Genomic DNA, 12,902 nt, shown 5'->3' with positions numbered 1-12,902 from the left:
TCAGAGCGCACTAAACTTTGATAAAACGTTTTATCTTCTCGCAGCATTGACGCAGATAAACTGATTTTAACAATAAAGGAGTCGTTTTATGACGGCGAAAGCAGCACAAAAAATATCGCTGTGGGAATTTTTCCAGCAACTGGGTAAAACCTTTATGCTGCCCGTGGCACTCCTCTCGTTCTGCGGGATCATGCTCGGGATCGGCAGTTCGTTGAGCAGTAAGGACGTCATCACGCTGATCCCGTTCCTCGGAACACCTGTGCTGCAGGCGATCTTTATCTGGATGAGTAAAGTCGGCTCCTTCGCCTTCAGCTTCCTGCCGGTGATGTTCTGTATTGCTATCCCGCTGGGTCTGGCACGCGAGAACAAAGGCGTGGCCGCCTTTGCCGGGTTTGTCGGTTATGCGGTAATGAACCTTGCGGTGAACTTCTGGCTGACGGCTAAAGGCATTCTGCCCACCACCGATGCCGCCGTGCTTAAAGCGAACAACATTCAGAGCGTTATCGGGATTCAGTCCATTGATACCGGGATCCTCGGCGCGGTGATCGCCGGGGTGATTATCTGGATGCTGCACGAGCGCTTCCACAATATCCGCCTGCCTGATGCGCTGGCGTTCTTCGGGGGCACCCGCTTTGTACCCATTGTAACCCTTGTGGTCATGGGTCTGTTTGGCCTTATTATTCCGCTGATCTGGCCAGTCTTTGCGCTGGGGATTAACGGGATTGGTCGCATCATCAACGGTGCGGGCGATTTTGGTCCGATGATCTTCGGAACCGGCGAACGTCTGCTGCTGCCGTTTGGTTTGCAACATATTCTGGTGGCGCTGATCCGCTTTACCGAAGCGGGCGGCACAATGGAGGTGTGCGGACACGATGTGAGCGGTGCGCTGACCATCTTCCAGGCACAGCTGAGCTGCCCGACCACGCACGGCTTCTCTGAAAGTGCGACCCGCTTCCTGTCACAGGGTAAAATGCCGGCCTTCCTCGGCGGCTTGCCGGGTGCGGCGCTGGCCATGTATCACTGTGCTCGTCCGGAAAACCGCCATAAAATTAAAGGGCTGCTGATTTCCGGGGTCATCGCCTGCGTCGTGGGTGGTACAACGGAGCCAATCGAATTCCTGTTCCTGTTTGTCGCGCCAGTGCTGTATCTCATCCACGCGGTACTGACCGGTCTGGGCTTCACCGTGATGGCGGTGCTGGGCGTCACCATCGGGAATACCGACGGCAACGTCATCGACTTTGTGGTGTTCGGGATCCTGCACGGGTTGTCGACCAAATGGTACCTGGTACCGGTGGTGGCCGCTATCTGGTTCGCGGTGTACTACGGCATTTTCCGCTTCGCCATCACCCGCTTTAACCTCAAAACGCCTGGACGGGATACCGATACCGCCAGCAGCGTTGAGCAGGCTGTTGCAGGTACCGTGGGTAAGTCTGGCTATAACACCCCTGCTATTCTGGCGGCGCTGGGCGGTGCAGATAACATTACCTCTCTGGATAACTGCATCACCCGACTGCGCCTGTCGGTGGCAGACATGTCGAAAGTGGACACCAACGCCCTGAAAGCCAACCGGGCCATCGGCGTGGTACAGTTAAATCAACATAATTTGCAGGTGGTTATCGGCCCGCAGGTTCAGTCAGTGAAAGATGAGCTGGCAACCCTGATGCGTACAGTGGAAGCCTGATGCCTCACCCCCTCGCGCTGAGGGGGTTTTTCTTTAAGGACTTGAGTCATGTTCGATTTTTCAACCGTCGTGGATCGACACGGCACCTGGTGCACGCAGTGGGACTATGTCGCCGACCGCTTTGGCGCGGCCGATCTGCTGCCCTTCACCATCTCCGATATGGATTTCGCGACCGCGCCCTGCATCACCGAAGCGCTGCACCAGCGTATTCATCACGGGGTGTTTGGCTACAGCCGCTGGAAAAATGAAGAGTTTCTCGCCGCTGTGGCGCACTGGTTCCGGCAGCGCTTTAACAGCCACATTGATACCGACTCGCTCGTGTACGGGCCTTCCGTTATTTATATGGTATCCGAACTGATTCGCCTCTGGTCAACTCCCGGCGACGGCGTGGTGGTCCATACCCCCGCTTACGATGCGTTCTATAAGGCCATCGAGGGGAATGCCCGCCAGGTGGTCGGCGTGGCGATGGAAAAACATGCCACGGGCTGGCAGGGAAATAGGGCCGCACTTGAGGCGGCGCTGGCAAAACCGGAAAACAAAATTTTGCTGCTGTGCAGCCCGCAAAATCCCACGGGTAAAGTCTGGACCCGTGAAGAGCTGAGTCACATGGCAGAACTGTGCGCCCGTTATGACGTGGCGGTGATTAGCGATGAAATTCATATGGACATGGTGTGGGGAGGCCGTCGCCATACGCCGTGGAATGAAGTGGCACGCGGCAAATGGGCACTTCTGAGCTCTGGTTCAAAAAGTTTTAACATACCGGCGCTCACCGGTGCCTGGGGGCTTATTGGCGATGAACAGAGCCGTAACGGTTACCTCAGCGCATTAAAAGGTCGTGACGGGCTCTCTTCCCCTTCCGTACTGGCGCTGACGGCCCACATTGCTGCCTATCAGCAGGGAGAGCCATGGCTGGATGCGTTGAGGGCGTATCTGGAGGAAAATCTGGCGTACATTGCACGCGAATTACACCGCGCGTTTCCGACGCTCAACTGGCAGCCACCGGAAGCCACGTATCTGGCCTGGATCGATTTACGCCCACTCAACCTTGACGATAAAATGCTACAAAAAGTCCTGATTGAGCAGCAAAAGGTCGCCATCATGCCGGGATACACCTACGGCGAAGAGGGTAGCGGTTTTGTCCGTCTGAACGCGGGATGCCCGCGTAGCAAGCTTGAGCAAGGGGTTCAGCGGCTGATCGCCGGCATAACGACGCTCCTGTAATCAGATTGCGCAACGGAATATTCCCTTGCGCAAATAGCTTTTTACCTCGTTTTGTTTTTATAATATGACGCACTTTAACCAGAAAAGAGTGCGACCATGATTGATACACGCCTGCCACTAACTGATATTCACCGCCATCTTGACGGTAACATTCGTGCCCAAACCATCCTCGATCTTGGCCGCCAGTACAATCTCACGCTCCCTGCTCAAACGATTGAGACCCTAATCCCCCACGTTCAGGTCACCTCAAATGAACCGGATCTGGTCAGTTTCCTGAGCAAACTCGACTGGGGCGTGAAGATGCTGGCCTCGCTGGATGCCTGCCGCCGTGTTGCTTTCGAAAATATTGAAGATGCCGCCCGTAATGGCCTGCACTACGTTGAACTGCGCTTTTCGCCAGGCTATATGGCGATGACCCACAACCTGCCCGTTGCAGGCGTGGTTGAAGCGGTAATTGACGGCGTGCGCGAAGGGTGTAAAACCTTCGACGTTCAGGCTCGCCTGATTGGCATTATGAGCCGCACCTTCGGTGAAGCGGCCTGTCTGCGGGAGCTGGAAGGGTTACTGGCGCATCGTGATGCGATCGCTGCCGTTGACCTGGCGGGTGATGAACTCGGCTTCCCGGGCAGTTTGTTCCTTTCTCATTTCAACCGCGCGCGTGACGCCGGCTGGCACATTACCGTGCATGCCGGTGAAGCGGCAGGCCCTGAAAGCATCTGGCAGGCCATCCGAGAGCTGGGTGCAGAGCGTATCGGTCATGGTGTCAAAGCCGTTGAAGATCGCGCCCTGATGGATTTCCTTGCCGAGCAGCGTATTGGTATTGAATCGTGTCTGACGTCCAATATTCAGACCAGCACAGTGGCATCACTGGCGCATCACCCGCTGAAAACCTTCCTGGAGCACGGTGTTCTGGCCTCACTGAATACGGACGATCCGGCGGTACAGGGCGTGGATATTATTCATGAGTACACCGTCGCCGCACCGCAGGCTGGCCTGAGTCAGGATCAGATCCGCCAGGTGCAGATTAACGGCCTGGACATCGCCTTCCTGACGCCAGCAGAGAAACAGGCGCTGAGGGATAAAGTCGCCCGCGGCTAAGCCCGTTGCCGGGTGGGCGCTTAGCCTTACCCGGCTTTGCCAGAATCACGCCAGACAGAGCGTTGCGCGGTGTTTGGCTGATTCAATCCCCAGTTCAATCAATTCCATAATCTGAATCGCCTGGCTGGCCGGAACCGGGTTATCCCCCGTCCCGTTTAGCGCATCACGGATAGCGGCATAATACGCCGGATAGTTACCCGGGATCGTCAGTAACGTTTCTTCAACCCTCTCCTCGCCTTCCACCCGCGTCACAACCCCGTCCCGCATGTCATAGCCCCAGTCTTCCTGCGGCAAACGCTCGCCGTTTTTCAGGCGTTCTTCCTGAGGATCGAGACCAAACTTCACAAAGCTCCCGCGGGTACCGTGGAGGATATAACGCGCTGATTCGGCGGCTGCCACCATTGTCCCGTGCAGTACAATACGCCGCTGCGGGTAACTCAAGACGGCATGAAAGTAATCGGTGGTTTGCGCTCCGGGTCTGAGCTGGGCCAGATCGACCGTCATGCTGACCGGCAGGCCAAACAAATTTACGGCCTGATCGAGAAGATGCGGCGCTAAATCGTACCAGATGCCGCTGCCCGGCCCGGCTTGCTCACGCCAGCGGTTTCGGACCTGAGGGCGGAACCGGTCAAAGTGCGATTCAAAAAAGAGGATTTCGCCCAGCGTGCCTTCATTAAGGAGCGCTTTTACCGTCAGGAAATCACTGTCCCAGCGGCGGTTATGAAATACCGAAAGCACTCTGCCAAAACTTTTTGCCAGCGCATCCAGTTCGCGTGCCTGTGACAACGTCACCGTGAAGGGTTTATCGACAATAACGTGCTTACCGGCTTCCAGTGCAGCCTTTGCCAGCGGAAAATGCGTGTCATTGGGGGTGGGAATGACGATCAGATCAATATTAGGGTCGTTAAAAAGATGCTTAGGTTCAGAAACAACCGGCACGGAGGGCCAGTCGGCATGCACTTTCGTGGCATCGCTACTGGAAACTGCCGCCAGCGCCATGCCCGGCGTCCCGGCAATCAGAGGCGCATGAAAAGTCTTGCTCGCGTAACCGTAACCAATAAGCCCGACGCGGATGCTATCACTCATAATGTTGCCCTCTTTTATGACTATCTTATTTCACACTGGCTACTCTGACGTTCTTACAGATTAATCATGTGCCATATGACGTAAAATAGCAGGCTATGCCGGTTGTTTTTGTTACATAGATTTAACGTTCTGATTTTGTTTAGGGGAACCGTTCCCAAAGCACTTGCCGCGGGGGAAACGGCGCTGTAACATTTGCAACCTGTATTTATGGATAAATTACACGTACCAGTCATGACGTCAATTATTAATCGAATCATTGAATTAGCGGGATGGATTGTCCTTGGGGTATCGGTCATTTTGCTTGGCGTTGCCAGCCATATCGATAACTACCAGCCGCCGGAGCCTGTCACCGTCGCCCAACCTAAGTAACCGGTTACCGCAATAAAGAGTGACATAATATGTCAGTTACTTATTGCCAGCCCTGGTGAACACGGTTAACCTTCTCTTCCAGGCATCGTCTGATGCCTGTACTTTCAGCAAAGAAAACTCCTAATTTAGTCGCGTTATCTGAGTGGGCTGTTTACGTCTTTATTAATCCGTTTATTATTCGGACGAATTACCTTAACTGGTATTACTCACTTTTATATGGAAACTTATTAATATGACAGTTCAGGACTATTTATTAAAATTTCGCAAGATCAATTCGCTTGAGAGCCTGGAAAAACTGTTTGACCATCTGAACTACACGCTGTCGGATAATCAGGAAATCATCAATATGTATCGCGCCGCTGACCACCGCCGTGCGGAGCTGGTCTCCGGTGGCCGTTTGTTCAACGTCGGTGAAGTGCCTAAGTCTGTATGGCGCTACGTTTTATAAGAAAGTAGCCATCCGCGCGAAATGTTATATACTCTCCGCCCTGCAAACTGGCTGTACAACATTTCGCGCAGATTATGGGAGAGTTCATGACCGCAACGCCTGGAGAACGAATTGGAGGCTGGTTAATCGCCCCACTGGCATGGCTGCTGGTTGCCTTATTAAGCGCATCACTTGCGCTGCTGCTTTATACCACCGCTCTGATTACACCTCATGCAATCCAGACCCTGATGTCGCAAAGTGTGCTTAATATTACGATGTGGTTTGTGTCGTTCGTTTTTGCAATCGGGATGTGGTACTACACGCTATGGCTGACCATTGCCTTCTTTAAGCGCCGTAAGGGTGTCCCTAAACACTACATTATCTGGCTGCTGATTTCGGTCCTGCTGGCGGTGAAAGCCTTTGCTTTTTCGCCAGTTTCTGATGCCCTGGCCGTTCGCCAGCTGCTTTTCCCGTTACTGGCGGCGGCGCTGCTGGTGCCCTATTTCAAGCGTTCGACGCGGGTGAAGAACACCTTTGTGAACCCGTAATAACCTTACAGATAACCTGTTGTCGCCTGCGGTGGTTTGTCCGATAATAGGCGGCTTTTTTATTTCAGGCTAAATAATGACCGATTACTTACTGCTCTTTGTCGGCACTGTGCTGGTTAACAACTTCGTCCTGGTGAAGTTCCTTGGCCTGTGTCCATTTATGGGGGTTTCCAAAAAGCTGGAAACTGCGATGGGCATGGGGCTGGCCACCACCTTCGTGATGACGATGGCGTCTATCTGCGCGTGGTTGATTGATAACTGGATCCTCATCCCGCTGGATTTAATCTATCTGCGTACGCTGTCCTTTATTCTGGTCATCGCGGTGGTAGTGCAATTCACAGAAATGGTGGTGCGTAAAACCAGCCCGGCTCTCTATCGCCTGCTGGGTATCTTCCTGCCGCTGATTACCACCAACTGTGCAGTACTTGGCGTGGCGCTGCTGAACATCAACCTTGGGCATAATTTCATGCAATCGGCGCTGTACGGTTTTTCTGCCGCCGTCGGTTTCTCTCTGGTGATGGTGCTGTTCGCCTCGATTCGCGAGCGTCTGGCAGCAGCGGATATCCCTGCGCCATTCCGCGGTAACGCGATCGCCCTGGTGACAGCAGGTTTAATGTCTCTGGCCTTTATGGGCTTTAGTGGTCTGGTGAAGTTGTAATGAGTACTGTCTGGATAGCCATCGCCTCTATCAGCGTGCTGGGGTTGGTGTTTGGCCTTATTCTGGGTTACGCCTCCCGCCGTTTCGCGGTAGAGGACGATCCTGTTGTAGAAAAAATCGATGAGCTTCTGCCGCAAAGCCAGTGCGGGCAGTGTGGCTATCCTGGCTGCCGCCCCTATGCCGAAGCGGTAGGCGTGCAGGGTGAAAAAATTAACCGCTGCGCACCCGGCGGTGAAGCGGTAATGCTGAAAATAGCCGCCCTGCTTAACGTTGACCCGCAACCTGTTGACGGCGATGAAGATGTGCAGGAGCCGGTTCGCGCCCTCGCCGTGATTGACGAAGCGAACTGCATCGGCTGCACAAAATGCATTCAGGCATGCCCTGTCGACGCCATCGTTGGCGCAACGCGCGCCATGCACACCGTCGTGGCGGATCTGTGCACCGGCTGTAACCTCTGCGTGGCGCCCTGCCCGACGCAATGTATCGCGTTGCGCCCGGTTGAACCGACTACCGAAAGCTGGAAGTGGGATCTTCAAACCATTCCGGTTCGCATCATTCCTGTGGAACAACATGCTTAAGTTATTTTCTGCTTTCAGAAAAGAGAAGATTTGGGACTTTGACGGTGGTATCCATCCACCTGAAATGAAAACCCAGTCCAACGGCACGCCGCTGCGCCAAATTCCGCTGGCGTCCCGTTACGTCATGCCGCTGAAACAGCATATCGGTGCTGAGGGTGAACTGTGCGTGAAAGAAGGCGATACCGTCCTTCGCGGCCAGCCGTTAACGTTCGGTCGCGGACGTATGCTGCCGGTCCACGCTCCGACCTCCGGTACAGTGATGGCGATCGCCCCCCATACCGTTGCACACCCCTCTGCGCTCTCCGAGCTGAGCGTCATTATTGAAGCCGACGGAGAAGACCGCTGGATAGAACGTGACGGCTGGAGCGACTACCGCAACCGGAGCCGCGAAGCGCTTATCGAGCGTATTCATCAATTCGGCGTTGCCGGCCTGGGCGGCGCAGGGTTCCCTACCGGCGTCAAACTGCACGGCGGCGGCGATAAAATTCAGACTCTGATCATCAATGCAGCGGAATGTGAACCCTACATCACCGCCGACGATCGTCTGATGCAGGACTGCGCCGCGCAGGTCGTGGAAGGGATCCGCATTCTTGCCCATATTCTGCAGCCGCGCGAAGTGCTGATTGGCATTGAAGATAACAAGCCACAGGCTATTTCGATGCTGCGCGCCGTCCTCAACGGCAGCCACGATATCGGCCTGCGCGTTATCCCAACCAAGTACCCCTCTGGCGGCGCCAAACAGCTGACGCAAATTCTGACCGGCAAGCAGGTTCCGCATGGCGGACGCTCTTCGGACATCGGGGTGCTGATGCAAAACGTCGGGACAGCCTACGCCGTGAAACGTGCGGTGGTGGACGGTGAACCGCTGACCGAGCGCGTGGTTACGCTGACCGGTGAATCTGTCGCACGTCCGGGCAACGTCTGGGCGCGTCTGGGTACGCCGGTTCGTCATCTGCTGGAACAGGCTGATTTTTGCCCGGGCAGCGACCAGATGGTGATCATGGGTGGCCCGCTGATGGGCTTTACCCTGCCGTGGCTCGATGTCCCGGTAGTAAAAATCACAAACTGCCTGCTTGCCCCCTCCCCGACTGAAATGGGTGAAGAGCAGGAGGAGAAAGGCTGTATCCGCTGCAGCGCCTGTGCCGATGCCTGTCCGGCGGATTTACTTCCGCAACAGTTGTACTGGTACAGCAAAGGTCAGCTGCACGATAAAGCGCAGGCCCATAACCTGGCCGACTGCATCGAATGCGGCGCCTGCGCCTGGGTCTGCCCAAGTAACATTCCTCTGGTGCAGTACTTCCGCCAGGAGAAGGCCGAGATTTATGCCATCTCCATGGAAGAGAAACGCGCAGCCGAAGCGAAAGCACGTTTTGAAGCGCGTCAGGCGCGTCTGGAGCGTGAAAAACTGGCCCGTCAGGCGCGTCACAAACAGGCCGCAGTTCAGCCCGGCGAAAAAGACCAGGATGCGATTAATGCCGCACTGGCACGCGTGCGGGAGAAAAAAGCGACGGCAGCCCAGACCGTGGTGATCCCGGCAGGTGAAAAACCGGATAACAGCGAAGCGATTGCCGCCCGCGAAGCGCGTAAAGCGGCTGCGCGCGCCCGTCAGGCAGAAAAAGCACAGACAGCCTCCTCTGACGCTGAGATCGATCCGCGTAAAGCCGCCGTTGAAGCCGCCATTGCCCGCGCCAAAGCGCGTAAGGCCGGTGAGCAAAACGTGGTAGTTGAACAAGACGCGGAGGCCGTAGATCCCCGTAAAGCGGCTGTTGAAGCGGCGATCGCGCGCGCCAAAGCCCGTAAGGCCGGCGAGCAAAACGTGGTAGTTGAACAAGAAGCGGAGGCCGTAGATCCCCGTAAAGCGGCTGTTGAAGCGGCGATCGCGCGCGCTAAAGCGCGCAAAGCAGCGGCGCAGACTGAAACCGCTACGCCTGAAGCCCCCGTCGACCCGCGTAAAGCGGCTGTCGAAGCCGCCATTGCCCGTGCCAAAGCGCGTAAAGCGGCGGCGCAGCCTGAAGCCGCTGAACCTGAAGCACCTGTCGACCCGCGTAAGGCGGCTGTTGAAGCCGCCATTGCCCGCGCCAAGGCCCGCAAAGCAGCACAGCAGGAAGAACAGCAACCGGCCGCAAACGACGACCCACGTAAAGCCGCAGTCGCCGCCGCCATTGCGCGCGTTCAGGCGAAGAAAGCCGCACAGCAAGCAGTTAACGAGGATTAAATGGTTTTCAGAATCGCAAGTTCCCCTTACACCCATAATCAGCGCCAGACATCACGCATCATGATGCTGGTGTGCCTGGCGGCGCTGCCGGGCATTGCCGTACAGTGCTGGTTTTTCGGCTGGGGAACGCTGTTCCAGATAGTGCTGGGCTGTGCCAGTGCCTTAGGGGCAGAAGCCCTGGTGCTTAAACTGCGTAAGCTGGCGGTTTCCCGCATCCTTGCCGATAACTCAGCACTGCTGACTGGCCTGTTGCTGGCAATCAGTATTCCGCCGTTTGCCCCGTGGTGGATGGTGGTGCTCGGTACGGTGTTTGCAGTCATTATTGCCAAACAGCTTTATGGTGGGCTGGGCCATAACCCGTTCAACCCGGCGATGATTGGCTACGTCGTACTGCTGATCTCCTTCCCGGTTCAGATGACCAGCTGGTTGCCGCCGCATGACATTGCCGCGACGGTACCCGGCTTTATGGATGCCCTGCACGTTATCTTTACCGGCCATACCGTGCTCGGTGCGGATATGAACGCGCTGCGTATGGGCGTGGATGGCATCAGCCAGGCCACACCACTCGATACGTTTAAAACCTCCCTGCATGCCGGGCACTCCGTCGATCAGATTATGAAATCTGCCATCTTCAGCGGCATGCTGGCGGGCGCGGGCTGGCAGTGGGTGAACCTTGCTTATTTGCTGGGCGGGCTGTTCCTGCTGCAGCAGAAAGCGATCCGCTGGCATATTCCGGTCAGCTTCCTCGTGACGCTGGCAGTCTGCGCCACACTGGGATGGGTGTTCTCGCCAGAATCGCTCGCCAGCCCACAGATGCATCTGCTCTCGGGGGCAACCATGCTGGGTGCGTTCTTTATCCTGACCGATCCGGTAACGGCATCTACCACGAACCGTGGCCGCCTGATCTTCGGTGCACTGGCCGGCTTGCTGGTGTGGCTCATCCGCAGCTTTGGCGGTTACCCGGACGGTGTGGCATTCGCGGTTCTGCTTGCAAACATCACCGTTCCGCTCATCGACTACTACACGCGTCCGCGCGTGTACGGCCACCGTTAAGGGTTTCGCGATGCTGAAAACAATGCAAAAACACGGTGTCACGCTGGCCATTTTCGCCGCGGTCCTCACCGGACTGACGGCCCTGGTGAACAACCTGACCAAATCGACCATCGACGAACAGGCGGTGAAGCAGCAAAAAGCCCTGTTCGATCAGGTGATCCCCCCTGATTTCTACGATAATGACCTGCAGAAAAGTTGCTTCGTGGTCCAGGCACCTCAGTTAGGCAAAGGCCCGCACCGCGTCTTTATTGCCCGTAAGGGAGATAACGCGGTAGGCGCGGTGATGGAAGCGACGGCGCCCGATGGCTACTCCGGGGCGATTCAACTGCTGGTCGGCAGCGATTTCTCCGGTACCGTGTTGGGTACGCGCGTGACGGAACATCATGAGACGCCAGGCCTGGGGGATAAAATTGAAACCCGTCTGAGCGACTGGATTTTGCATTTTGCCGGAAAAGTGATCCACGGCGAAGCGGATCCTGCGTTTGCTGTGAAAAAGGATGGCGGCGAGTTTGACCAGTTCACAGGGGCAACCATTACCCCACGGGCCGTGGTCAATGCCGTAAAACGAGCCGGGCTGTATGCGGAAACGCTGCCCGCGCAGATGAACAATCTTCCGGCCTGTGAGGAGTAATCATGAGCCAGGTTAAAGAGGTTATCGTCCAGGGATTGTGGAAGAACAACTCCGCGCTGGTACAGCTGCTGGGGATGTGTCCGCTGCTGGCAGTGACATCCACCGCCACCAACGCGCTGGGTCTGGGGCTGGCAACCACGCTGGTTCTCACCCTGACCAACCTGTCCATCTCTGCCCTGCGCCGCTGGACGCCATCAGAAATCCGTATTCCGATTTACGTCATGATCATCGCGTCGGTGGTGAGTATCGTCCAGATGCTGATTAACGCTTATGCGTTCGGTCTGTATCAGTCGCTCGGGATCTTTATTCCCCTCATCGTAACCAACTGTATTGTGGTCGGGCGCGCGGAAGCTTTTGCCGTGAAAAACAGCCCGGCGATGTCGGCTCTGGATGGTTTCTCTATTGGTATGGGGGCAACCGGTGCCATGTTCGTGCTCGGCTCAATGCGTGAGATCCTGGGTAACGGAACGCTGTTTGATGGCGCAGATGCGCTGCTCGGCGGCTGGGCTAAAGCGCTGCGCATCGAAGTCTTCCACACCGATACGCCGTTCCTGCTGGCCATGCTGCCGCCAGGCGCGTTTATTGGCCTCGGCATGATGCTGGCGATAAAATACCTGATTGATGAAAAACGTAAGCGCCGCGCGGCTGAGCGCAGCGTACAGGAAGGGATACCCGAGAAGGCCTCATGAATAAAGAAAAGCGCATTGCGATCCTGACCCGTCTGCGGGATGAGAACCCACACCCGACGACGGAGCTGAATTTTAACTCCCCGTTCGAGCTATTGATCGCCGTGCTGCTCTCTGCGCAGGCTACCGACGTGAGCGTTAATAAGGCGACCGCCCTGCTTTATCCGGTCGCCAACACGCCAAGGGCGATGCTGGAACTGGGCGTGGACGGGGTGAAGTCCTATATCAAAACCATCGGTCTGTTTAACAGCAAGGCTGAGAACGTGATCAAAACCTGCCGGATCCTGCTGGAACAGCACGGGGGGGAAGTGCCGGAAGATCGCGCCGCTCTGGAAGCATTACCCGGCGTGGGACGTAAGACTGCGAATGTGGTACTTAACACCGCGTTTGGCTGGCCGACTATCGCCGTTGATACCCATATTTTCCGCGTCTCTAACCGCACGAACTTCGCACCGGGTAAGAATGTCGAGCAGGTTGAAGAGAAACTGCTAAAAGTGGTCCCCGCCGAATTTAAGGTGGATTGCCATCACTGGCTCATTCTCCATGGCCGTTATACCTGTATTGCCCGTAAGCCTCGCTGTGGCTCCTGTATCATCGAAGATCTCTGCGAGTACAAAGAGAAAGTGTATCCCTGATATCTTCCGCTTTTCG

At 56.0% G+C, this 12,902-nt stretch carries 14 protein-coding genes; 13 read left to right on the top strand and 1 reads right to left on the bottom strand.

Going from position 1 to position 12,902, the window contains the following annotated elements; all coding sequences use genetic code 11:
* Positions 1–88 precede the first annotated feature (88 nt).
* From malX to add, 3 genes are all read left to right on the top strand, one after another.
* Entirely contained in the window at positions 89–1,681 is a 1,593-nt protein-coding gene (gene malX / locus BH714_RS06000; RefSeq protein ID WP_014169809.1) for a maltose/glucose-specific PTS transporter subunit IIBC, read from the top strand.
* 48 nt (positions 1,682–1,729) lie between these two features.
* Positions 1,730–2,902 (top strand): MalY/PatB family protein, encoded by a 1,173-nt coding sequence (locus tag BH714_RS05995; protein WP_040017321.1) that lies wholly within the window; start codon positions 1,730–1,732, stop codon positions 2,900–2,902.
* Positions 2,903–2,998: 96 nt separating this feature from the next.
* Positions 2,999–4,000, top strand: a complete 1,002-nt coding sequence (gene add, locus BH714_RS05990) for an adenosine deaminase (RefSeq protein WP_040017319.1) — start codon at positions 2,999–3,001, stop codon at positions 3,998–4,000.
* Between the two features lie 45 nt (positions 4,001–4,045).
* Here the strand turns inward: add and BH714_RS05985 are convergent, their stop codons facing one another.
* The gene (locus BH714_RS05985; RefSeq protein ID WP_020884320.1) at positions 4,046–5,086 is read right to left on the bottom strand and encodes an oxidoreductase; all 1,041 of its coding nucleotides are present in this window, start codon (positions 5,084–5,086) and stop codon (positions 4,046–4,048) included.
* Between the two features lie 243 nt (positions 5,087–5,329).
* Here BH714_RS05985 and blr point away from each other — a divergent pair, with 243 nt between their 5' ends.
* The 10 genes from blr (at position 5,330) to nth (ending at position 12,886) form a co-directional block, all read left to right on the top strand.
* On the top strand, positions 5,330–5,455 hold the full coding sequence (blr, locus tag BH714_RS05980; RefSeq protein WP_168112406.1) for a division septum protein Blr: 126 nt from the start codon (positions 5,330–5,332) through the stop codon (positions 5,453–5,455).
* A 232-nt stretch (positions 5,456–5,687) separates the two neighbouring features.
* Positions 5,688–5,903 carry a transcription modulator YdgT gene (gene ydgT / locus BH714_RS05975; RefSeq protein ID WP_006174966.1) on the top strand — a complete coding sequence of 72 codons (216 nt, stop codon included), beginning with the start codon at positions 5,688–5,690 and terminating at the stop codon, positions 5,901–5,903.
* An 86-nt stretch (positions 5,904–5,989) separates the two neighbouring features.
* Positions 5,990–6,430, top strand: a complete 441-nt coding sequence (locus tag BH714_RS05970) for a DUF2569 domain-containing protein (protein ID WP_025204344.1) — start codon at positions 5,990–5,992, stop codon at positions 6,428–6,430.
* A gap of 76 nt (positions 6,431–6,506) precedes the next feature.
* Positions 6,507–7,088, top strand: coding sequence for an electron transport complex subunit RsxA (gene rsxA / locus BH714_RS05965; protein ID WP_014169803.1), 582 nt, complete (start codon positions 6,507–6,509; stop codon positions 7,086–7,088).
* Positions 7,088–7,666, top strand: a complete 579-nt coding sequence (gene rsxB / locus BH714_RS05960) for an electron transport complex subunit RsxB (RefSeq protein WP_032678028.1) — start codon at positions 7,088–7,090, stop codon at positions 7,664–7,666. The genes rsxA and rsxB overlap by 1 nt, the downstream gene beginning before the upstream one ends.
* Positions 7,659–9,881, top strand: a complete 2,223-nt coding sequence (gene rsxC, locus BH714_RS05955; protein WP_040017317.1) for an electron transport complex subunit RsxC — start codon at positions 7,659–7,661, stop codon at positions 9,879–9,881. The genes rsxB and rsxC overlap by 8 nt, the downstream gene beginning before the upstream one ends.
* Positions 9,882–10,934 (top strand): electron transport complex subunit RsxD, encoded by a 1,053-nt coding sequence (rsxD, locus tag BH714_RS05950; protein ID WP_040017316.1) that lies wholly within the window; start codon positions 9,882–9,884, stop codon positions 10,932–10,934.
* A 10-nt stretch (positions 10,935–10,944) separates the two neighbouring features.
* Positions 10,945–11,565, top strand: coding sequence for an electron transport complex subunit RsxG (rsxG, locus tag BH714_RS05945; RefSeq protein WP_020884325.1), 621 nt, complete (start codon positions 10,945–10,947; stop codon positions 11,563–11,565).
* Between the two features lie 2 nt (positions 11,566–11,567).
* The gene (locus tag BH714_RS05940; RefSeq protein ID WP_020884326.1) at positions 11,568–12,254 is read left to right on the top strand and encodes an electron transport complex subunit E; all 687 of its coding nucleotides are present in this window, start codon (positions 11,568–11,570) and stop codon (positions 12,252–12,254) included.
* Positions 12,251–12,886: an endonuclease III gene (gene nth, locus BH714_RS05935; RefSeq protein ID WP_040017315.1), complete on the top strand. Its 636-nt coding sequence runs from the start codon at positions 12,251–12,253 to the stop codon at positions 12,884–12,886. Before BH714_RS05940 ends, nth begins: the two co-directional genes overlap by 4 nt.
* Positions 12,887–12,902 lie beyond the last annotated feature (16 nt).

This window comes from Enterobacter ludwigii, assembly GCF_001750725.1.
GTDB classification, from domain to species: domain Bacteria; phylum Pseudomonadota; class Gammaproteobacteria; order Enterobacterales; family Enterobacteriaceae; genus Enterobacter; species Enterobacter ludwigii.
The sequence above is the reverse complement of the archived record's forward strand: the minus strand, read 5'-3'. Positions and strand labels throughout refer to the sequence as shown.